The organism is Orbaceae bacterium BiB, from assembly GCA_036251205.1.
Classification (GTDB): domain Bacteria; phylum Pseudomonadota; class Gammaproteobacteria; order Enterobacterales; family Orbaceae; genus Orbus; species Orbus mooreae.
The window spans coordinates 16,488-40,389 of sequence record CP133958.1; the positions used below are offsets into that span (position 1 = coordinate 16,488).

The following is a 23,902-nucleotide window of genomic DNA, read 5'->3' on the forward strand; positions in this document are numbered from 1 at the left end:
CAATTATAAAAAAGTAATGGGGAATAAGATGACAAATAATTATCGCATTGAGCATGATTTACTTGGTGAAAGAGAGATTCCAGAAAATGTTTATTGGGGAATACATACCTTAAGAACACAGGAAAACTTTCCAATTTCAGGTGTTAGCGTTTCATTATATCCAAATTTAATTAAAGCGTTGGCATTAGTCAAAAAAAGTGCCGCAACCGCTAATCAGGAATTAGAACTCCTTGAACCCGAAAAAGCAGCGGCGATCGTTCAAGCTTGTGATGATATTATCAATGGTCAACTGCATGATCAATTTGTGCTTGATGTGATTCAAGGTGGCGCAGGCACATCAACCAATATGGCTGCCAATGAAATTATTGCCAATCGTGGATTAGAACTTTTAGGTCACCCAAAAGGGCAGTATCAATTCCTCCATCCGGTACAAGATGTGAATCGTAGTCAAAGTACGAATGATGTCTATCCGACTGCGATTAAATTAGGATTAAGTTTTGCTATTGTTGATCTGTTGGCTGCCATGCAAACATTACAGGCAGCTTTTGAGGCAAAAGTGGTTGAATTCTCAGATATATTAAAAATTGGCCGTACTCAGCTACAAGATGCGGTACCAATGACTGTTGGACAAGAGTTTTCAACCTATGCCGTCATGCTAGCAGAAGATCGTTTAAGGTTAATGGAAGCCGCTAAATTATTATTAGAGATAAACTTAGGCGCTAGCGCGATTGGTACCGGGATTAATACCGATCCAGCCTATTCAAAATTAGCTTGCCAACGTTTAGCTGAGTTTTCTGCACTAGATATTATACCTGCCGAAAATTTAATTGAAGCAACCCAAGATCCGGGTTCATTTGTACAGCTATCAGGGGTTTTAAAGCGGGTAGCGATTAAGTTATCAAAAGTTTGTAATGATTTGCGCCTATTATCAAGCGGCCCACAAGCTGGTTTTAATGAGATCAATTTACCAGCAAGAGCCGCGGGTTCAAGCATTATGCCCGGTAAAGTGAATCCAATTATTCCCGATGTGGTGAATCAAGTGGCCTTTGAAGTTATTGGTAATGATATGACCATCTCAATGGCAGCCGAGGGCGGTCAATTGCAGTTAAATGCCTTTGAACCAATTATCGCTCATTCACTGTTTAAAAGTATTAATCATTTAACCTCAGCATGTCAAACGCTGTCAGTAAATTGTGTGAGTGGTATTACGGTTAATCGTGAGCGTTTAAGCCAACTTGTTAATCGCTCAATCACACTTATTACAGCACTCAATCCTTTTATTGGTTATGAAAATACGAGCAAAATAGCGAAAGAAGCGTTGAAATTAAATAAATCCGTTGTCGATTTAGTGATTGAACATAAATTATTAACTAAAGATGAGTTAGACGAAATTTTGCAACCCAAAAACCTACCCCATCCACGTAAACTGTTTAAAAAATAATAACTGATTTGATTTTCAGACTAAAGGAAACGTCATGAAATACTATGATAGTCAAGCCATCGTACTGAGTAATGAGTGGGTAAACGATCAATATAAACATATGGTGGTCTTTGTCGGTGCTGATGCCGCAAGTGTCGAGCCCGGGCAATTTTTTAATCTGATGTGTCCGAGTTCAGATGGTAAAAAACCATTTTTTCGTCGACCAATGAGTACCTATTTTGCTGATTCTGCAACAGGGAAAGTTGAATTTCTGTATAAAGTTGTTGGTTTAGGTACTGCTGGACTTTCAACATTAGTACCACAAGCGACCTTAAAAATTCTTGGGCCATTGGGGCAAGGATTTAACTTACATGAAACAGATAAGCATATTTTAGTATTAGGTCGTGGTGTTGGGTTAGCTACACTGGCGCCTTTAGCGGAATATGCTGCATCTAAAAATATTAACGTTACCGCTATGTTAAGTGCTAAAGATAAACGGCGTTTAATGTCACAGCATCGATTTGCTAATTCTGGCGCACAGGTTATTGAAATTATGGACAGCGATAATTCCAGTTCAATCACCAATGTGGAAGCGATTATTCGTGAAGTCCATCGTAACCAACCGATTGATGGTTTTTTTACTTGTGGTTCAAAACGTATTGGCAAATTATTACAACAATTATCATTTGAACTTGGTATTCGTGGTGAAATTGCTTTAGAGCAAAATATGGCTTGTGGTATTGGTATGTGCCATGCCTGTGTTATTGCGGTCAAAGACTCTGGACAAGAGGATTTAGTGAGTAAAAAAGTATGTAAAGACGGACCGGTATTTAATATTAGGGATATTGTGTATGAGTAATTTATTATCAGTAAAGGTAGGCAGTTTACAGCTAAAAAATCCTATCATGCCTGCGTCGGGGACCTTTGAATATTCACTACGCTCGGTTGTCGATTTTAATCAATTAGGGGCGATAGTAACGAAAACCTTTACCCGTAGCAAACGTTCAGGAAACTCATTACCCAGAATTTGTGAAGCCGATGCCGGTATGTTAAATGCAATTGGTATTCCAAGTAAAGGTGTTGAATACTATATCAATCATGTCGTTCCCTTTTTTAGTCAGTATCAGTCACCTTTAGTAGCGAGTATCTCGGCAAATACTGCGGGTGAGTTTGCTGAATTAGCGGCTATTTTAAGTGAAGTCAACGGGATTTCAGCCATTGAAGCGAATATCTCTTGTCCTAATATTGAAGCTCATGGTAAGGCATTCGCTATTGAAGCCTGTTCAACCGCCAATGTGATAAAGATGTTACGTGCTGCAACGCCGTTGCCGATTTGGGCTAAGTTAACCCCGAACACGAGCGATATTATCAGTGTCGCTAAAGCTGTGGAAGATGAAGGCGGTGATGCTGTTGTTGTCGGCAATACCTTACTCGGTATGGCAATTGATATTACAACACGCCGACCTAAATTAGGTAATATCATGGGGGGCTATTCTGGCCCAGCAATAAAACCTGTTAATTTACGGATGACTTATCAGTGCGCTAAGCACATATCGATTCCTGTGATTGGTTGTGGTGGCATTGCAACACTGGAAGATGTGATTGAGTATTTATTAGCGGGAGCAAGTGCTGTGCAAGTGGGTACAGCGAATTTTATTGAACCGACTGTAATGATTGACTTAATTCAACAATTAACCGACTACTGCAAACAACATCATATTATGCAGATTATGGATTTGATTGGTCAAATAGATGATTCACCATTTCAACCATTCACTGCATTGTCATAAAAGGGATGTTTATGTCTGAGTTAAAAAAAATAACCATCAAACGTCCCGATGATTGGCACTTACATTTACGTGATGGTGAGGTTCTTAACACCGTTCTACCTTATTCCAGTCGTGATTATGGTCGTGGTATCATTATGCCTAATTTGGTTCCTCCACTGAAAAAAATGGCAGAGATTATCGCTTATAAAGATCGGATATTAGCCGCTTTGCCTGCTGGACATCAATTTAAACCATTAATGACGGCATACTTATCCGATGATACCTCTGCTGATGAAATTATTAGCGGTTATCAAAATGGTATTTTATCGGCAGTGAAGCTATACCCCGCTCATGCAACAACAAATTCAGCTCATGGTGTGAGTTCGATTCAGTCTGTCTTACCTGTTTTGGAAGCGATGCAAAAACAGGGGGTACCGCTATTAATTCATGGTGAAGTCACCGATCCGGCAATTGATGTATTTGATCGTGAAGCGCGCTTTATTGATACCATATTATTACCGTTAATGAAGGCACTACCAGAATTAAAAGTTGTATTAGAACACGTTACAACGCAAGACGCTGCGGCATTAATTTTAGAAGGTCCTCACAATTTAGCTGCAACAGTTACACCGCAGCATATTTTTTTGAATAGAAATGCACTTTTTCAAGGTGGACTAAGACCACATAATTACTGTTTGCCGATACTAAAAAAAGAGAATCACAGAAACAGTTTAACGAAAGCGGTAACATCAGGTTGTGATCGTTTCTTTTTAGGTACTGATTCGGCGCCACATCCTAAAAATAGTAAAGAGTCCGCATGTGGCTGTGCGGGAGCCTTTAACGCCTTAACCGCATTATCGTTGTATGCTCAAGTTTTTGAACAAGAGAATGCTTTAGATAAATTAGAGGCATTTACATCCATTAATGGTCCTAAATTTTATCAACTCCCTGTTAATACAGATTCTATCACCTTGATAAAACAACAATATATCGTACCTAATTTTATAATGACTGCTGATGATCGTGAGATTGTGCCATTTTTAGCCGGCGAAACGCTAAATTGGTCTATTTTACGTTAAGTTATCTCAAAATAAGATAATTAGTATTCTTTCTCTAATTATCTTTTTTATTTCTATTTATTAACGAATTGAACATTATTTTGATTTATCTAATACCATGTATTTATTGATAAAAAATTTAAATATTGTTTAGCTCAATAGCCTAAATCCCGCTCCTATTGCTTGATGTTAACATCATTATTTTAATAATGCGACCGGTATCATAAAATTAAAAAAGTGTGATTGAATAATTTTTGTATCGTTTTAACATTATAAGTACCGGATGTTACCGGTAGCAAAAAGTTAATTTTTTAAGACAAGAAGGTATTATTATATGAAAAAAATAAAAACAGCATTAGTTGGATGTGGAAAGGTTGGGCATTTTCATGCTAAAGCCTTTGTTAATTTAGCTCAATCTGAATTTACTGCAGTATGTGATGCTAATTTATCCCGAGCACAAGAATTTGCTAAATTATATGGTGTAAAGGCATATGATAATGTTGAAACGATGATTGCTGACGCGAAGATTGAGATGTTAAGTGTCTGTACCCCCCATCCTATTCATGCTGCAATTGCTGTTCCTGCCGCCAAAATGGGATGTCATGTATTAATTGAAAAACCACTGGCTTCTAACTTGGCCGATTGTGATGCGATTTTAGCAGCAGCGAAAGAGGGACATGCCAAAGTCGGTACTGTATGCCAACGTCGATTCTATAATCCTTGTATGCGTATGAAGAAAGCGATTGATGACGGTAAAATTGGTCGACCTATTATTGGTACGGTTACCATGCTAGGTTGGCGTGATCAGGCATATTATGAAAGTGACCCATGGCGAGGAACATGGCAAGGTGAGGGCGGAGGAGTGCTAGTCAATCAAGCTCCACATCAACTCGATCTCTTATTATGGTATATGGGTGAAATTGATGAAGTTTATGGTGTCTGGAAAAATTTAAACCACCCTTATATTGAAGTTGAAGACACTGCGGCAGTGATTGTTAAATTTAAAAATGGCGGTATTGGTAATATTTTAGTGAGCAATTCCCAAAATCCTGCACTTTACGGTAAAGTCCATATCCATGGTGAAAATGGTGCATCGATTGGTGTTCAAACTGATGGTGGTGCTATGTTTATTGCCGGAGTCTCATCGATTACTGAACCACCATATAATGATTTGTGGACGGTTAATGGTGAATCGGACATGCTTGATAGTTGGAAAAAAGAGGATAGTGATTTTTTCAATAGCGTCGACTCTATGTACTATTACCACCAATTGCAGATAGATGATTTCTTAAACTCATTAACAGGTAATGGTAAGACACTCATTGATGGGGATGCTGGTCGTAAAACTGTAGAACTTATCGAAGCGATTTATCGCAGCACAAAAGAAAATAGAGTCATTAAGTTTCCATTGGCATAAGGAGTTATTTATGAAAATTGGTTATAACGAAGCGACAGCAATGAACTGCTCAACATTGGAACAAGATCTTGTGCTTTGTGAAAAGAATGGGTTTGATTTTATTGAACTGCGTTTAGATATGTTACATGACTATATGAAGACTCATTCCGTTGAAGATTTAAAACAGTTCTTCAAACATAGTCGAATTAAACCCCATGCATTTAATGCTTTATACACTTTCCCTAGCTTATTTGACGGCTCTGATAGTGAGCAGGAGCGTGAACTGGTTAAAGAGTTTATCTGGGGATGTGATATCGCTCAGCAAATCGGTAGTGAGTATTTTATTATCGTTCCACCATTACAACGTGATCCAAATGGTGGGCCTTTTATTGGAGAGTGGACAGATAATTTTAAAAATGCTGTGCGAATTTTAACGCATTTATCTGAATTAGCTAAACCTTATGGTATCAAACTCTGTTTTGAACTTGTCGGTTTTAATCGTAGTTCTGTGCGAACTGTTGAACAGGCATGGCAAATCATTCAAGCAGTTAATCAAGATAATGTTGGGTTAGTCTTAGATTCTTACAATCTTTATCTTTATAACCGTTTGAATGATTTTTCAGTAATGAAGCAAATTGATGTAAATAAAATTTTTGCTGTACACATTAACAATGGCGATGATGCGCCTGATAATGAATTGTCACAAGCATTAAGACGCTTTTGTGACCAAGGGGTTGTTGATTTACATAGCTATCTTACAACATTAAAGGCGATTAACTATCAAGGAATGGTCTCGATTGAAACTTTTAGACCTGAATATTGGCAAAAACCCGCAGAGTGGGTTATTGCTGAAGCGTATCAAACAACGAAAAAAATTATGCTTGAATGTGGAGTTTATCACAATTAATTCATTGTGATGTAAATGAAAAAGGGATCATTATATGAAAGCAACAAAATCTAGATATACGGTATTAGTCTTACTATTTATTGTTACAGCTATAAACTATATGGATCGCGCTAATCTTTCTGTAGCAGGAACAAGTATTCAGGGGGAGTTTGGTCTATCTCCTGGGCAGTTAGGTCTACTATTCTCTATGTTTACTTGGGCTTATGTTATTAGCCAAATTCCCGTTGGTTATATTCTTGACCGGGTCGGTGTTAGAAAATTATATGGTGGTGCGGTTGTGATATGGAGCTTATTTACATTATTAATGGGCTTGGCATCACATCATTTATTCACAACAGCAACGGCTTCATTTGTCTTTTTATTGTTATGCCGAGCATTAATCGGGGTAGCAGAGGCGCCATCATTTCCAGCCAACACTAAAATTATCTCAACATGGTTCCCAACTCAGGAACGAGCAAGTGCAACGGCCATGTATTCTTGTGCACAATATATAGGTCTCGCATTTTTAACACCCGTATTAGCCTATATTGTTGCTAACTACGGATGGGAAATGTCATTTTATGCGTCAGGGGGCGTTGGTATTATTTTCGGTATTTATTGGCTAATTCAGTACCGAGATCCGCTAGATAGTAAAAAAACTAACCAGCTAGAGCTTGATTACATTAGACAAGGCGGTGGATTAGGCCAAAATCAAAAAGTAGTTAAAGATAAAGTTGAATAGAAAGAAATCAGCTATGTGCTTAAACAACGTAATTTTTTAGGATTATGTATTGCACAATTTGCATTAAACTCAACACTATACTTCTTCTTAACTTGGTTTATCGTCTATTTAGAAAAAGGCTTAAATCTTTCTATTTCGAAAGCTGGTTTTGGGGCGATGTTCCCATACATGATGGCAATGATTGGTCTATTATGTAGTGGTTTTGTGAGTGATGGTTTAATGAAACGCGGTAAAAGTCGTACATTTTCTCGTAAGTTACCATCTATTTTAGGTTTAGCTTTTGCAGGAACCATGTGTTTAGCTAATTTCTTTGAAAATCAACCAATTATTGCTATTGCGATCTTATCATTTGCCTTCTTTGCTAATGCCTTTGCCAATATTGGCTGGGTATTATTGAGTGATATTGTTCCAGCAAAAGTGATGGGAACAGTTGGCGGATTCTTTAATATTTCTGGTAATGCTGCCGGTATTATTACGCCGATTGTGATGGGATTAATTTTGCAGTATACCGATAGCTTTGCTTATGCAATGTACTATATATCAGCGGTATCATTATTAGGTGCTTTATCACATATTTTCGTAATCAAAAAACTCGATACAATTAAGTTGCCTACAGTAACTAAATAGTTATTCATTCTAATATCAACAGCGTAATAATCCTTTAGATTGTTACGCTGTTATTCATAACTATTGATTGTGTTATTACGTTATTCCTCCTAAAATAAGATAAACGTATCGGTAAATAACACAGTGGAACAGATGATTAATCAATTACATACTATACAAGATTTTATTCGTTGGGCTGCTTCAACATTTAACCGCTCTGATATCTATTATGGTCACGGTACTGATAATGCGATTGATGAAGCTAAACAACTTGTTTTACCAATCTTAAATTTACCACTTAATATTCCTGCTGAGTTTTATGCCGCTAATTTGACTCATGATGAAAAACAGTTAGTTATTGACTGCGTATTAGCCAGAACAGAAGAGCATGTTCCAACCCCTTATTTAACTAATGCTGCATGGTTTTGTGGTCATCAATTTTATGTTGATGAAAGAGTCTTAATTCCACGATCACCGATTGGTGAACTAATTCAAAATCACCTACAAGGGATTATTGATTTTGAACCTCGTAATATACTTGATTTATGTACGGGGAGTGGGTGTATCGGTATTGCTTGCGCATATGAATACCCCGATGCTGAAGTTGATTTAGCCGATATTTCTGATGATGCACTTGAAGTAGCTCAAATTAATATTGAAGCGCACCAACTTAACCATCGAGTTCTACCCATATTATCGGATCTGTTCAATGATTTACCTGCGGTTGAATATGATGTCATCATCACCAATCCGCCTTATGTTGATCAGGAAGATATGGACGATTTACCGTTAGAGTATAAAGTTGAGCCTGAGTTGGCGCTTGTAGCGGGTAATGATGGTCTTGATATTGTTAGACGGATATTAAAAGAGGCCTCCAAACATTTAACTAAATTTGGTGTACTCGTCTGTGAAGTGGGTAATAGCCGTATTGCTCTTGAAGAACAATATCCACAGCTACCATTTAGATGGATTGAGTTTAGACATGGCGTCGATGGTGTATTTGTCTTGACGAAAAAGCAACTTATTGAATTTGAAGATACTCTATAATTCGATTGATAACAAAAAATAAATAAAAGGTTTTTTATGGCTGGAAATTCAATTGGTACACTGTTTAAAGTGACCACCTTTGGCGAGTCCCATGGGCTTGCACTTGGCTGTATTGTTGATGGCGTACCTCCGGGGCTTGACCTTTGTGAAGAAGACTTACAAAAAGATTTAGATCGTCGTAAACCAGGGACTTCTCGTTATACCACACAACGTCGTGAGGCCGATGAAGTTAAGATTTTATCTGGCGTATTTGAAGGTAAAACGACAGGAACAAGTATTGGTTTAATCATCGAAAATACTGACCAACGTTCACAAGATTACAGCCGCATTAAAGATGTCTTTCGACCGAGTCATGCTGACTATACCTATCAACAAAAGTATGGTATTCGTGATTATCGTGGTGGTGGTCGAGCTTCTGCTCGTGAAACCGCAATGCGCGTTGCGGCAGGGAGTATTGCCAAAAAATATTTACAAGAAAAGCTCGGGATTACTATTCGAGGTTATTTAGCTCAGATGGGTGATATTTCATGTGAATTAACTGATTGGCAACAAGTGACTCAAAATCCATTTTTTTGTGGTGATGAAAAAAAATTGACTGAGCTTGATGAGCTACTACGTTCCTTGAAAAAATCGGGTGATTCAATTGGAGCTAAAGTCACTATTGTTGCCGAACACGTACCTGTTGGTTTAGGTGAACCTGTTTTTGATCGTTTAGATGCTGATATTGCCCATGCTTTGATGAGTATCAACGCGGTAAAAGGCGTTGAAATTGGTGATGGTTTTGCTGCGATAAATCGACGTGGTAGTGAAAATCGTGATGAGATGACATCCGCTGGGTTTAAATCAAATCATGCTGGTGGGATTTTGGGTGGAATTAGTTCGGGACAAACAATTACTGCGAATATTGCTTTAAAAGCCACACCAAGTATTGAAGTCGCAGGCCAGTCTATGGATATTGATGGTAACACTATTGAAGTTTCCACACATGGTCGTCATGATCCTTGTGTTGGGATTCGGGCAGTGCCGATTGCTGAAGCAATGATGGCCATAGTTCTGATGGATCATTATTTACGTTATCGGGCTCAATGTGGCGATGTGCAACCTAAAGCTTATTTTTAGAATTGAATAATGACAGCGGATAGAATTGATGGATTCGTGTGGGCTATTTTTCTGGTTCTTATCTTTGTTGTATTCGTCATAATCGATAAGTACTATCTAAATAGCCGAATAGCTAATTTATTTAAACAGCCTAAGTTTAGATTAGTATTTATAATATTAATTTTTATTATATTTATGTTGTCGAGTTTTTATCGGCATACTTAGGTCGGTTATAACGATGGATATATCAACAATTAGTTATCAGTTACTTTTACTCTTATTTATTGTCGCCCTTATCGCTGGGTTTATTGATTCAATCGCGGGGGGCGGCGGTTTATTAACAGTGCCGGCTCTGCTCGCTGTTGGTATCAATCCTCAAGCCGCGTTAGCAACCAACAAACTACAAAGCTGTGGTGGTTCATTTTCTGCTAGCTTCTATTTCATTCGACGACGAATGGTTAATCTAAAAGAGATGAAACTCTCTATTTTATTAGCATTTATCGGTTCAGCAATGGGTACCTTATTGGTATTACATATCCAAGCCGATTTTTTACGCATTTTATTACCTATTTTGACTATCAGTGTTGGCCTCTATTTTTTACTTTGTCCTAAAATTGGCGATGAAGATCGTAAAAGACGTTTGACTGAAACACAATTTGCTATTATAGCGGCAATGGTAATTGGTTTTTATGATGGTTTTTTTGGGCCGGGAGCCGGTTCCTTTTATGCGTTAGCTTACGTGACTTTAGCTGGATTCAATCTGACTAAGGCCACCGCACATACCAAAGTTCTTAATTTTACTTCTAATTTTGCTGGATTACTCTTTTTTATTTTTAGTGGTCAGGTGATCTGGACGATTGGTTTAACAATGTTAGTTGGGCAGTTTATTGGTGCTAGAATTGGCGCGAAAATGGTGATATCGAAAGGTAAAAAATTGATTCGCCCTATGCTCATTATCGTATCGACAATAATGAGTATTAAGCTTATTTGGGAAAACTTTTTATAATAAGAGTGTGTAAGATGTTTGATAATAAAGCTCCCCAACAAGATATTTTAAATTGATTTTTCGACTATATTTTGATTATTAATTTTTATACTAGATTAATACATTTCAACAATATTATAACGAGCACAGCTTTATTAAAAGTACTGATGAACAGAATATGAGTAAAGTATAAATTCAGTAAAGTAGTCACTTATTAAGATAAAAGCTATTAATAATAAAAGGTTAAAAATAACCTAGCAAATAACTCAATTATTATCTATGATATCGGTAGTTTTGAATACATTGATTAATTTTGATCATCTAAAATTAATTTATAAGATGCAGTTGGTCTATTTTTATTTATTAACTAAAGCGGCGAGGAGCTAAGATGTTTACTAAACAAATGACGATAGCTGAGTATGACAAAGAACTATGGAATGCAATTCAAGGAGAGAATCAACGTCAGGAAGATCATATTGAATTGATTGCCTCCGAAAATTATACCAGCCCACGAGTTATGCAAGCGCAAGGCTCCCAACTTACTAATAAATATGCTGAAGGTTATCCTGGTAAACGTTATTACGGTGGTTGTGAATATGTTGATATTGTTGAACAACTCGCTATTGACCGAGCAAAAGCTCTATTTGGTGCGGATTATGCCAATGTACAACCTCACTCTGGTTCACAGGCCAATTTTGCAGTTTATAGCGCATTGTTACAACCAGGTGATACAGTATTAGGAATGAATTTATCAGAAGGTGGCCATTTGACTCATGGTTCTCCGGTTAACTTCTCTGGAAAATTCTATAATATCGTTGCCTATGGTGTTGATGCCCATGGTCGAATTAATTATGATGAAGTTGCAAAAATCGCTAAAGAAGCAAAACCGAAAATGATTATTGGTGGTTTTTCTGCCTATTCTGGTGTAGTTGATTGGAAAAAATTACGTGAAATCGCTGATAGTGTTGGCGCATATCTATTTGTTGATATGGCGCACGTTGCCGGTTTGATTGCCGCGGGTGTTTATCCTAATCCGGTTCCTCATGCGCATATTGTAACAACAACAACACATAAAACATTAGGCGGCCCTCGAGGTGGCTTAATTCTAGCTAAAAGCGGTAGCGAAGAGCTATATAAAAAGCTTAATTCAGCGGTGTTCCCAGGTGCACAAGGAGGTCCACTAATGCATGTTATCGCGGCTAAAGCAGTTGCTTTAAAAGAGGCGATGGAGCCTGCTTATAAAGAGTATCAACATCAAGTGATCAAAAATGCGCAAGCGATGGTTGCTGAAATTATTAAACGTGGTTATAACGTGGTCTCTGGTGAGACGCAAAATCACCTATTTTTAATCGATTTAATTAATAAAAACATTACTGGTAAAGAAGCTGATGCAGCATTAGGAAGGGCGAATATTACCGTTAATAAAAATAGCGTGCCAAAAGATCCACAAAGTCCATTTGTGACTTCAGGTATTCGTTTAGGAACGCCGGCTATTACTCGTCGAGGATTTAAAGAACAAGATGCTAAACAGCTAGCGAACTGGATTTGTGATGTATTAGATAATATCAATGATCAGGCTGTTATTGATAAAGTTAAAGCGCAGGTTTTAGACATTTGTCGTCGTTTACCGGTTTATGAAAAATAATTATTAGCGATGATTAAAAAAATAGAATAAAAGGGCATTAAGCCCTTTTATTCTATCTATAATAACGATAAGTTATTTTTGCCCGTCAATGTTATTAATTAATACTCTTGTTTCTACAAAAAGCTTGATATACACGATATTGCCCAGCAAAGAGCGCTAAATATACTCCAAATTCACCGAGCTCTTCCATTGTTTGGATCTGACCAGCATTAAACAATGAAGAAAAAGGAATAAAAAGATTCATGTGTTCTTCTGCTGCAGTTGAAATCAGTGCTCCAATAATAACCAAGAGTAATTCAAGTAGCGGAAAATCCCTATTTTTACAAAGATTCACTAACGTTTGATACTGTTTAGTTATAATAAATAAGACTAAAATTGCGACACCAATCACTTTTAATATTGGATATACATAAGGTTTATAAGATAAAATCGATGAAGAATAAGTGCCTCCTGTAAGCGGGTCCATACTTTGAGCCGGTAAAAAACAGGCTCCCCAGCTTAACTCTCGCGTGATAATAATTAGCCACAGCGGTGATATAATAATCCAAAACCATCGCATCTGATTTGTTTTTGACTGTTTAGCAAACCAGATTGAACTTAAAAAACCGATAATACACAGCCCGACTTGACTGTTCTCAATAAATCCGTTTTCCCAGCCATATTCAACAGGTAAAAGGCTTGCTAATGGATAGATCATGATATAAATAAGTAAGATTATCGATCTGAGTAGTTTTAAATTACAGGATATCTTGGGCTGTTTTTCTTTAGACATGATTAAAACCTTAAAATGAGTTATGTCACAACATATTTTTATTATACGAGATTGATCGTAACCGGTATTGCATATATCCGAACTATTCCGGACTATTCTAAACTATCAATCTTGCTACAGTGGTAATTATTATATGTAGTTTATTTGAAACAATCTCGACAAATTGAGCTATTTTTCTATAGTTTGATAATTATTATTAATATAGATCTTATAGTTATATAATACCATGTAACATCTTTTTGCAAAAAAGTTTGCAAAAAATAATATAGATAATGTCTGTTTTATATTAATTCGTTTCGTGATCTTAAAAATATCCTAGCTTTTATATCGCCTTTTTTTATGGGTTGTTATAGTATTAAACAACTTTAGTGATAACGGAATAGATGTATGAATCAAGAGATAGAACTGAAATTTCAGATTAGAGAGTCTGCAATTAAATCATTATCGCGTTTTTTACAAACTCAAGATCTTGTTGAAAAGCATAGTTTACAGCTCACAAATACCTACTATGATAGTGCAGATAATTTATTGCGTAATCATCGTTCTAGTCTACGCATTAGAGGAACTTGTGAATTAGGTAAATCAACAGAATATGAAATTACCGTTAAATCAGTAGGTAAAGCATTAGCGGGCTTACATGCTAGGCAAGAGTATAATGTACGTTTACCCAATAATCGCTTAGATCTCTCCGTTCTACCATCTGATGTTTTTGGTGAAGGATTAGACAAAGATGTTTTAGCAAAAAATTTAGTAGCCCAGTTTAGTACAAATTTTGAACGGAAAACTTGGTTAATTAATTATAACCAGAGTCAGGTTGAAGTCGCTTTAGATCAAGGGCAAATTCTTGCCGATAAATTAATGCAACCGATAATTGAAGTTGAATTAGAATTAAAAACAGGATATCAACTTGATTTATTGCTGTTAGCATTGGAACTCAGTAAATTTAACCTACATCTTTTTTCACAAAGTAAAGCAGCACGAGGTTACCGTCTATTACAAGGTAATCATTTATCTCCAATCGCTTCATTAGCTGCAGATCATATCTCGCTAACAGATATTCTACAGTTTTGGCAAACAAATGAAGAGTATGCTTTAGTTTATAATAACTTATCGCTTTATCGAGAAACATTATGCAGTGTTGCCAATAATTTGAAATATGTTCTACCTGCTGCTCAAAATGAGTATTCAAGCAAGATAAATCAAGTTTATTGTGCTTGGTTAAAAAATTTAGAATACCTTTGTGATGTAAAAACTTTTGCATTTAGTGAAATTAATACTCAATTAAAAATCTATTTGTTATTAATGGATAAATAATCGATTAAATGGTGACGTATGTCGGTATTAGCTGCGCATAAACAGAAGGTCATGGCTCTGTTATCAAACTGTGATCAAAATTTAGTTAATAAGTATATTGATATTTTATTAAGAAGTGATTTTTTAATTGACTCTTTACACCGTTTTCCTGATTGGTTAAATGAGATAGAACTTAATACACCTTGCCATAACGGTTATACTAACTATCAATCTTGGCTAAATGATCTGATTTTTGATATTCACAGTGAAGAGCAGTTTATGTCGATTTTACGCCAGTTTCGTCGTAAAATGTTAATGAGAATTAACTGGTCACAAATTGCTAATACCAGTACGACGGAACAGACATTAATACAGTTAAGTTCACTGGCTGAAGTATTAATTATAACCGCGAGAGACTGGTTGTATAACCTCAGTTGTAAAGAGTGGGGGACACCGTGCAATGCGAAAGGGCAGCCTCAAACGCTAGTGATATTAGGTATGGGAAAATTGGGTGGTGCTGAACTGAATTTCTCTTCTGATATTGATTTAATTTTTGCTTATCCCGAACATGGCGTAACACAAGGCGGACGACGAGAGTTAGATAATGCGATCTTTTTTACGAGATTTGGTCAACGGTTAATAAAAGCACTTGATCAAATTACTCAAGATGGGTTTGTATATCGTGTTGATATGCGACTTCGACCTTTGGGCGATGGAGGACCTTTAGTATTAAGTTTTTCTGCAATGGAAGATTATTATCAGGAGCAGGGGCGTGATTGGGAGCGTTACGCGATGGTCAAGGCTAAAGTACTTGGTGATCAAGAGGCTCCAGAAGCGAAAGAGTTATACCAAATGCTCAAGCCTTTTGTTTATCGACGCTATATCGATTTTAGCGTATTGCAGTCATTACGTAATATGAAAGGGATGATTGAACGCGAAGTTCGTCGAAGAGGTCTAAATAATAATATTAAACTTGGTGCAGGTGGAATTCGTGAGGTTGAGTTTATTATACAAGTTTTTCAATTGATTCGCGGAGGACGTGTTCCTGCGCTACAAACACGTTCTTTACTGGCGGCATTACAGGTTATTGAGCTTGAAAAGCTACTTTCTAAAGAAGATGTAGCCGCATTACAACACCATTATCTATTTTTAAGGCGCTGCGAAAATTTATTACAAGGTATTAATGACGAGCAAACACAAACTTTACCTGATAATCCACTTGACCAAGTTCGTCTGGCATTAGGAATGGGGTTTGAAAATTGGTCAGATTTTCATCATCAACTGACGGCGTGTATGCTGAGTAATCGAGCGATTTTTAATGAGTTAATTGGGATCGATGAAAGTCAAAACGTAGAGGTCAACAGCTATCAACACTATGATCAACGCTATGATGAACTCTGGGCTACAGATTTAGAACTCTCTGATATTCAATCGGTATTACCCCAGCTATCAGACCAGCACGCTTTACAACTTTATCAGCTAATCTCTCAGTTTCGCAGTGATATTAGTAAGCGAACCATTGGCGTTAGGGGACGAGATATTCTCGATCAATTAATGCCAAGAGTGTTTGCTCTGGCTTGTAAAGAGGATGATCGTTTAACCATCTTATCAAGGACTTTGCAATTATTAGTTAATATTGTGAGTCGAACGACCTATTTGGAGCTATTAGTTGAGTATCCTAATGCATTAAAACAGTTAATTAGATTATGCGCAGCGTCACCAATGATCAGCGATCAGTTAACTCGACATCCTTTATTATTGGATGAACTTATTGATTTTAATTCATTGTATAAAACCGTTGCGATTGATGCTTATAAAAGTGAGCTTTACCAGTATTTATTACGTATATCTTCTGATGATGAAGAACAGCAGATTGAGGCATTGCGACAGTTTAAACAGATGCAACTATTACATATAGCAGCAAGTGATATAGCACATATTTTACCAACCATGAAAGTGAGTGACCATTTAACCTATCTAGCTGAAGCGATGATAGATTTTGTTGTACAAATTGCTTGGAATCAAATGGTACAACGTTATGGTAGACCTGATTACTTACTAGATGAGAACCAAAAAGGATTGCTTGTTGTTGGTTATGGTAAATTAGGCGGATTAGAGCTTGGCTATGGTTCAGATCTCGATTTAGTCTTTTTGCATGATTGCCCAACCAATAGCATGACAACAGGCGATAAGGTCATTGATAGCCGACAATTTTATTTACGTCTAGTGCAACGAATTATCCATTTATTTAATATTCGTACTAACTCCGGTATCTTGTATGAAATCGATGTAAGATTACGCCCTCAGGGTGATTCTGGACTGTTGGCATGTAGTCTAGACTCATTTGCCGATTATCAACAAAATGAGGCTTGGACGTGGGAACATCAAGCCTTAGTGCGCGCCAGAGTTGTTTATGGTGAATCTCGATTACAAGAGCATTTTCAACAGATTCGCCACCATGTTTTAATCCAACAACGTGAACCTGCTGTTTTACAAAAAGAGGTTCGTGAAATGCGCGAAAAAATGCGTACTCATCTAGCAAATCGTGATAAACAGCTTTTTAATATTAAAGTGGATCAAGGGGGAATTGGTGATATTGAGTTTATCTCGCAATATTTGGTTCTCAATTATGCATTTTCTCAACCTAAAATGACGACTTGGCCCGATAATGTACGAATTTTAGAGCTAGCTGCGAGATACGGTATTATGCCAAATGATGAAGCGGAAGCTTTAACTCAAATTTATATTACGATGCGTAATGAGATTCATCGTTTATCTTTGCAGCTATTACCCAGTAATGTTGATAATCAGCTTTTTGCAAAAGAGCGCCAAGTTGTGAATAGTAGCTGGCAAAAGTGGTTACATTGATTAATGTTTGGTAATTGAACTGATTTATACTACGATAGCGAGCTAATGGTAGACTCACGACTGCAATTGGTATTAAAAATAATATAGGTAATGATTATGAAAGCGCTTTTCCTGATGTTGTTTATTTTGTTGCTAACAGCCTGTGCTTCTCGTACAGCTGAAGATGCTTATAAAGAGGGTAAATACTTAGAGAGTATTGAGCTTGCAGCTTCTTACGTTGAAGATAAAGGTGAGACAAAATTAGATGCTGATGACTTAGCCAGTTTTCAAAAAATCGTTAGCAATGTTATGGCTCATTATGAAAATCAGTTGCTTACGGCAGAGCGTACTGATTATGCTAGCCGAATTAGTAGTTATGAAGCATTACTACAAATGAAGAATCGGCTTAGTAACCGTTTTTATAGTCAGCAAGTTTACTTTTTTAATAATAAGTATGAGATTAAGCAGTTAAGACAGCTTATTGCCGAAGAGTATTATTTATATGGAAACTCAATTAATGCGACCGATGCTGATAGCTATTATTTAAAAGCAAATTTATATCGTCAAGGTATGGAACAATATAAGTATAAGGATATTGAAGCGTTATATAACAAAACTTATACCAAATATATGCAAGTAGCGGCTAAAGAGTATTATGAACAAGGTCAACAGTTAGCAAAAGCTCAATTGTATAAGGAAGCTGCTGAAGCATTTTCCCAAGCAGTTCAAGTCTATAAACCTTTAGGTAAATATAAAGATAGCGAACAGTTATTTGTTGTTTATGATAAAAAATATCGTTTGAATGAAGCGCAAAATTTTTATCAGCAAGCAGAAGAGATCAAAAAACTGGCTACAACCCATTTTGAGTACCGTCAAATGGCCGAATTGTACAACGATGCCGCAACGATTTATCAACCTTATGGTGATTATAAAGGATCTGCAGCATTAGCGCGTCAGTATCAGCAAAAAGGTATACTAAAAATTTATTATCCTCCGACACAATATAGCCAATTAATTAAAAATAGGTTGAATGCCGATTATATCCAATTTGTTAGTAATCAAGCGATGGCTGATATTGTTATTGATATTACTTCTAGTGATAAATATAACGAATATTCTGAAAAACCAATCATGAGAGCGATGAGTGAAAACATTTTGGAAAATACAATTAAAGTACCTAATGCAGAGGGTGTAGTAGAAAATAAGGATATTTATAAAACTTACTATTACAATCAAGAAACAACGACATTTGTGAATGTATTTGAACTTAATACTCGCATAGATGTTACAGGTCTTTATACCTATAGTGACAAAGATTATATTAAAAAGAGTTCAAATATTACCAAATATGTCTATTCTGGTGATGTGCCGAAGAAATATAATAACCATACTGTGGGTTCCTATTTATCTAAAAGTAAGCTAGCGAGCAAAGCAGAGGATGAACAGAAAAACTATATCAGGACTCAGTTAGCCAATTTACAGATGATTTTTAACCGACTGTAGCTTTCAGATCTTGCGTATTTTTTGAGTATAATATAGTCATATTGGATCGTATTCATTAAAGCTTATTTTTTTTGTGGATTATATTCACATCTAATCCTTTTTGTATTATGATTGAGAATAATTCTTATTATTAGACTTATTTTCGTTTATCGTTTGATCAGGATGTATAGAATGAATACTCAAGAGTTAACATTAGATCGTATCGCATTTGGAAAAGAGGTTGTTATTGCAAAATTATTGCCTTCATCATTACCCTTTCGTCGAAAGCTGCTTGCAATGGGGATTACTCCAGGGTGTAGAGTTTCAGTTATAAGATCTGCGCCACTAGGTGATCCGTTAGAGATTGAGATGCGCGGATTCTTCTTGTGTCTGCGTCGTAAAGAAGCCGCTTCTATTGCTGTATTGGAGGTTGCGCCATGAGTATCGCATTAATTGGTAATCCAAATTGTGGTAAAACAACCTTATTTAATCTCTTAACGGGATCTCGTCAGCGAGTAGGTAACTGGCCTGGTGTAACAGTAGAGCGTAAAACAGGTATACTTAACTATAATAAAAAGCAGTATGAAATAATTGACTTACCCGGCACCTATGCCATTGAAAGTAATTCTGAAAGTATTTCTCAAGATGAGATGATTGCACGTGATTTTGTGCTAACCGAAAAAGGTAACACAATCATTAATATTATCGATGCAACTAATTTACAACGCAGTCTTTATCTAACGTTCCAACTTCTCGATCTTAATGTACCGGTCATTGTGGTACTTAATATGATTGATGCTGTTACCGAAATTGGTGAACAGATTAATATTGAAAAACTATCTGAATTATTAGGTTGTCCAGTCGTTGCAATATCATCGACTAAAAAACTTGGTTTAAATAAACTTTATCATGAAATTGAACGTTTAACTGTGAGCCCTGTGACTCCAAAGCCTACAATTTCAACATTAGGTGATAAACAAGAACATATTTTAACCGGTCATTTAGCTAATTTCCCTAAAGATAGTTATATTAATCAACTTAATCGATGGGAACTGGTCGAAGCTTTGATCGATAGTCGCTATTTCACTTTTAATGACGATGAGTTAAAAGCACTAGAATTATGTCGAACAGATCTTGCCGCTTGGTGTGATAATGAAATCGATGTGGCAATTGCCAGTGCAAGATATGATGCTATCGATAATATTTGTAAAATTGTCATAGAAAAGCCAAGGGAAGCAAGTACGACGTTATCACAAAAAATTGATAAGGTGACGTTAGGTAGAATTATCGGTATTCCATTTTTTCTACTTGTTATGTATTTAATGTTTGTGATCGCTATTAACTTTGGTTCAGTATTTATCGACTTTTTTGATGTACTTTTCGGTGCCATCTTTGTTGATGGTTTTGCTCATGTTTTGCACATGGTCGGTTCACCAGATTGGTTAACCGTGATCTTAGCTGATGGTATAGGGACAGGGATACAAACTGTTGCAACCTTTATTCCCGTGATTGCCGCAATGTTTTTCTGTCTCTCTTTTCTTGAAGACTCCGGCTATTTAGCACGAGCGGCGATGGTGATTGACCGAGGGATGCGTGCTATTGGTTTACCGGGTAAAGCATTTGTACCAATGCTAGTTGGTTTTGGTTGTGGTGTGCCAGCGATAATGGGAACACGAACCTTAGAAAGCACTCGAGATCGAATCATGTCTATTTGTATGATTCCATTTATGTCTTGTGGTGCACGTTTACCAGTATATGCATTACTTGCGGTTATCTTCTTTCCAAATGATGCATCTAGCGTCGTTTTTGTACTCTATTTACTCGGGATTGTTGTCGCGATTGTTACTGGGTTTGTGCTTAAATTTACCTTATTAAAAGGTGATGTGACGCCATTTATTATGGAAATGCCGGTTTATCGTATCCCAACGTTTCGTAGTATGTTAAGTCTAACTTGGCAGCGATTGAAAAGCTTTATTTTTAAAGCTGGTAAAGCGATTGTATTGATGGTCACTGTTTTAAGTGTACTCAATTCTATCGGTACAGATGGTACTTTCGGTAATCAAGATTCTGATAATTCTGTTTTATCTGTTGTGAGTCAAAAAGTGACGCCGGTCTTCTCACCGATGGGTGTAACGGAAGATAACTGGCCTGCAACTGTTGGAATATTTACGGGGATATTTGCTAAAGAGGCGGTTATTGCCACGCTTAACTCACTTTATTCAATGTCTGATGAGGATGCTCAAGCAGAAGAGGACGCTGATGGTGAAGGTGGATTTAATTTATGGGAAAGTACTAAAGAAGCCTTTATGACCATACCTGAAAATTTATCGGGGTTATCTGATGCATTTTTGGATCCATTAGGTTTATCATCGGTTGATGAAGATATTGATACATTACAAGAAGATCTCGATGTTAGTGCTAGTGCAGTCACTAAAATTGAGCAGTCATTCGGTACCAGTACTGCTGCTATGGCTTATTTAATTTTTATTTTACTTTATACACCATGTGCGGCTGCATTAGGGGCCGTTTATCGAGAAGCGGGTGCTAAATGGACAAGTTTTGTTGCTATTTGGACATTTGTTATCGGTTGGTTATGTGCAACAGGGTATTATCAATTTACATTATTAGGAACATCTGCAGCAGCCGCATATTGGCTTATCGGCTTAGTTGTATTTTTTGTTTTGATTGTCTTTATTATGAGAATGATAGGAAAAAGTTCGCTCTTTTCTCTGTCATCGATAGCCAATAAACCTAAAAAATGTAGTAAATCAGATTGCTGTTGTTAATATAGAAAAAGCTGCACAAATATTATTGTGTAGCTTTTTAATGTAATAGATGAGGTTAATACGTTATGTTAATGACGGATATCTCTAAATATATAGAGTTAAATGGTCGAGCTTCATTGCTTGATCTTGCTCGGCACTTTAATGTTCAAGAAAGTGCGATGCAACAGATGTTATCTTTTTGGATAAAAAAAGGTAAAATTTCACTAGTTGATGCATCTACTTCATCAAACTGTTCTAGCGGCCAACGCTGTAGTGATTGCTTCGAATGTAATGATAGTGCTCACCAGATCTATATTTGGATTAGTTCTACCTAGCTAGTATTGGATTACCTATTGGATAATAGCTAGTACTCATACCAATAATTAAAATTAAACCCATTATTACTAATAATACCCCGCCGATGAGAGCGATAAATTGAGATATCATTACCCATCGTCTATTCTGTGTTCTATCTTTATTAATTAACCGTTCTGCTGTTTTTCTAGCATAATGAACAAAAATAGCAAAGAGTGAAGTCGTGACCGCTGTTCCTATTGATATTGCAAAAGTTGCTAAAATTCCCCAATAATACACACCAAAACTATAAGAAAATATTAAAACTAATAGTGAACCAGAACACGGACGAATTCCGATTGATAGAATGATTCCTAAATCACCAAGCCAACCTTTGGTATGTGCCATTTCGTGTTGATTTGGTAGGTGTTTATGGTTACAGCATTGGCAACCAGAAGATAAGGATGAGGGACTATTTTGTGGATTTAACGGCCTAATATGTCCAATTTTTTTCTGATTATTCTTGTCTGTTATTACTATTTTAATGAGTTTTTTAATCGTACGGTAGCATAGATATATACCAATCAGGATAATTAGTATATAGCTCATTTGTTCAAGCCTATACTCCCCGATAGTAAGGTATTTTGTTGATACATTTAAAATAATTAAGGTTGCCGTAATTAATATAACTGCAGTAACACCTTGCATGATTGCTGATAATAGCGTTAGAAGTAAACTTTTTTTCAATTGTTTTGGTTGTGTTGCCAGATAAGTTGAAATAATTATTTTGCCATGTCCCGGTCCTGCTGAATGTAAAATACCATATAAAAAGCTAAAGTAGAGTAATAAGGTACCAACTTGAAAAGGATCGTCTTTAGCTTTGATTAAAAACTGTATAAGTTGTTTATGAAAATAGCGTTGCCAATCTTGAGCAATATTCACTAATTCAAACCAAGAGTGATATAACCCGATACCACTAACAATAATGATGGTGGTAATGATAAGTAACCAAAAGGATAGTGTGATAATTTTTTTTATTTGCATGATACTAGGACTTTTTGTGAAAAGATTTTACCTAGGACAAAACTGTCTGTTTCAATTGCAGTTTCATTCTCATCAAGAGCTTGAGCATAATTTAAGATCTCATCACTTGGCTTTGGTTTATCAATGATAATCTTACAATTGTTATGATTAATGGTGATATCGCTATCTTGTTCATAATACATATCAACATAAAAGGTTTTTTCATAGGTCATAAGTTCAAACTTACTGTTTGAAATAGGTAATGGATGCTTTAAATTTAGCCAAAAATCAACAGTTGCTTTATGGTTATTAAAAGTCAGTGCCGCCTCTTCTTTTTGCAAAGTGATTTCAATCGGTAATTTTTTCCCATTGGTCATGATTGAAAATTCAGAAAATATATTATTTTCAGCAATGTTATTGACTAAATCAGTTAATGTCTGTGTCGGATTTTGCTGATACTCAATTTGTAGATAACTCGAGGTTAATTCATCCATCGTCCAAACCAAGTGGAGCCGGCTTAGTTGATCATTTTGTATATAGAATGAGGTTTTTAGCGTAATAAAACTATGAGGATGGCTATAAGCAAAAGTCGAAGCTAGCATGATAAGTAGTAAAGAGTACTTTAGATAATAATAACGGAACATATTTTTTCATAAATTAACTACCGATTGTTATAGTATAACATAACAATCGGTAGTTGTGATTAAATAATAGTTATCCAATCAAAAATAGAAGATTGTTGTTTGAGAAAAATACTAACTAACCGTTATTACC

At 36.2% G+C, this 23,902-nt stretch carries 19 protein-coding genes and 1 pseudogene; 17 read left to right on the forward strand and 3 right to left on the reverse strand.

All coding sequences use genetic code 11. The features are described from left to right. Positions 1-28 precede the first annotated feature (28 nt). The 11 genes and pseudogenes from aspA (at position 29) to glyA (ending at position 12,652) form a co-directional block, all read left to right on the forward strand. Positions 29-1,441, forward strand: coding sequence for an aspartate ammonia-lyase (gene aspA, locus RHO11_00070; GenBank protein ID WVD61559.1), 1,413 nt, complete (start codon positions 29-31; stop codon positions 1,439-1,441). A gap of 34 nt (positions 1,442-1,475) precedes the next feature. Beyond that, entirely contained in the window at positions 1,476-2,279 is an 804-nt protein-coding gene (locus RHO11_00075; GenBank protein ID WVD61560.1) for a dihydroorotate dehydrogenase electron transfer subunit, read from the forward strand. Continuing rightward, positions 2,272-3,210 (forward strand): dihydroorotate dehydrogenase, encoded by a 939-nt coding sequence (locus tag RHO11_00080; protein ID WVD61561.1) that lies wholly within the window; start codon positions 2,272-2,274, stop codon positions 3,208-3,210. Before RHO11_00075 ends, RHO11_00080 begins: the two co-directional genes overlap by 8 nt. 11 nt (positions 3,211-3,221) lie before the next feature. Beyond that, positions 3,222-4,268, forward strand: coding sequence for a dihydroorotase (pyrC, locus tag RHO11_00085; protein WVD61562.1), 1,047 nt, complete (start codon positions 3,222-3,224; stop codon positions 4,266-4,268). Positions 4,269-4,581: 313 nt separating this feature from the next. Further along, positions 4,582-5,664: a Gfo/Idh/MocA family oxidoreductase gene (locus RHO11_00090; GenBank protein WVD61563.1), complete on the forward strand. Its 1,083-nt coding sequence runs from the start codon at positions 4,582-4,584 to the stop codon at positions 5,662-5,664. A gap of 10 nt (positions 5,665-5,674) precedes the next feature. Beyond that, positions 5,675-6,550 (forward strand): sugar phosphate isomerase/epimerase, encoded by an 876-nt coding sequence (locus RHO11_00095; protein WVD61564.1) that lies wholly within the window; start codon positions 5,675-5,677, stop codon positions 6,548-6,550. A 34-nt stretch (positions 6,551-6,584) separates the two neighbouring features. Further along, a pseudogene (locus tag RHO11_00100) lies at positions 6,585-7,898 on the forward strand (MFS transporter). 132 nt (positions 7,899-8,030) lie between these two features. After that, positions 8,031-8,924: a 50S ribosomal protein L3 N(5)-glutamine methyltransferase gene (prmB, locus tag RHO11_00105; GenBank protein WVD61565.1), complete on the forward strand. Its 894-nt coding sequence runs from the start codon at positions 8,031-8,033 to the stop codon at positions 8,922-8,924. Positions 8,925-8,960: 36 nt separating this feature from the next. Then, on the forward strand, positions 8,961-10,043 hold the full coding sequence (aroC, locus tag RHO11_00110; GenBank protein WVD61566.1) for a chorismate synthase: 1,083 nt from the start codon (positions 8,961-8,963) through the stop codon (positions 10,041-10,043). Between the two features lie 217 nt (positions 10,044-10,260). Beyond that, a complete protein-coding gene (locus tag RHO11_00115) occupies positions 10,261-11,028 on the forward strand; it encodes a TSUP family transporter (protein WVD61567.1) in 768 nt (255 codons plus the stop codon). A 367-nt stretch (positions 11,029-11,395) separates the two neighbouring features. Continuing rightward, a complete protein-coding gene (glyA, locus tag RHO11_00120; GenBank protein WVD61568.1) occupies positions 11,396-12,652 on the forward strand; it encodes a serine hydroxymethyltransferase in 1,257 nt (418 codons plus the stop codon). 94 nt (positions 12,653-12,746) lie between these two features. Here the strand turns inward: glyA and RHO11_00125 are convergent, their stop codons facing one another. Beyond that, positions 12,747-13,424, reverse strand: a complete 678-nt coding sequence (locus tag RHO11_00125) for a hypothetical protein (GenBank protein WVD61569.1) — start codon at positions 13,422-13,424, stop codon at positions 12,747-12,749. A 387-nt stretch (positions 13,425-13,811) separates the two neighbouring features. On the opposite strand from RHO11_00125, the gene RHO11_00130 reads away from it, so the two are divergent. The 6 genes from RHO11_00130 (at position 13,812) to RHO11_00155 (ending at position 22,146) form a co-directional block, all read left to right on the forward strand. Next, positions 13,812-14,738 carry a CYTH domain-containing protein gene (locus RHO11_00130; protein ID WVD61570.1) on the forward strand — a complete coding sequence of 309 codons (927 nt, stop codon included), beginning with the start codon at positions 13,812-13,814 and terminating at the stop codon, positions 14,736-14,738. 18 nt (positions 14,739-14,756) lie between these two features. Continuing rightward, entirely contained in the window at positions 14,757-17,585 is a 2,829-nt protein-coding gene (gene glnE, locus RHO11_00135) for a bifunctional [glutamate--ammonia ligase]-adenylyl-L-tyrosine phosphorylase/[glutamate--ammonia-ligase] adenylyltransferase (GenBank protein WVD61571.1), read from the forward strand. Positions 17,586-17,681: 96 nt separating this feature from the next. Further along, positions 17,682-19,067 (forward strand): hypothetical protein, encoded by a 1,386-nt coding sequence (locus tag RHO11_00140; protein WVD61572.1) that lies wholly within the window; start codon positions 17,682-17,684, stop codon positions 19,065-19,067. Positions 19,068-19,238: 171 nt separating this feature from the next. Further along, positions 19,239-19,487, forward strand: coding sequence for a FeoA family protein (locus tag RHO11_00145; protein ID WVD61573.1), 249 nt, complete (start codon positions 19,239-19,241; stop codon positions 19,485-19,487). Then, the gene (gene feoB / locus RHO11_00150) at positions 19,484-21,832 is read left to right on the forward strand and encodes a Fe(2+) transporter permease subunit FeoB (protein ID WVD61574.1); all 2,349 of its coding nucleotides are present in this window, start codon (positions 19,484-19,486) and stop codon (positions 21,830-21,832) included. The genes RHO11_00145 and feoB overlap by 4 nt, the downstream gene beginning before the upstream one ends. A gap of 65 nt (positions 21,833-21,897) precedes the next feature. Further along, positions 21,898-22,146 carry a FeoC-like transcriptional regulator gene (locus RHO11_00155; GenBank protein WVD61575.1) on the forward strand — a complete coding sequence of 83 codons (249 nt, stop codon included), beginning with the start codon at positions 21,898-21,900 and terminating at the stop codon, positions 22,144-22,146. On the opposite strand, the gene RHO11_00160 is transcribed toward RHO11_00155, so the two are convergent. Together RHO11_00160 and RHO11_00165 are read right to left on the reverse strand one after the other, a co-directional pair. Next, positions 22,139-23,149: a nickel/cobalt transporter gene (locus RHO11_00160; protein ID WVD61576.1), complete on the reverse strand. Its 1,011-nt coding sequence runs from the start codon at positions 23,147-23,149 to the stop codon at positions 22,139-22,141. The genes RHO11_00155 and RHO11_00160 overlap by 8 nt on opposite strands. Next, positions 23,140-23,772: a DUF1007 family protein gene (locus RHO11_00165; GenBank protein ID WVD61577.1), complete on the reverse strand. Its 633-nt coding sequence runs from the start codon at positions 23,770-23,772 to the stop codon at positions 23,140-23,142. Before RHO11_00165 ends, RHO11_00160 begins: the two co-directional genes overlap by 10 nt. Positions 23,773-23,902 lie beyond the last annotated feature (130 nt).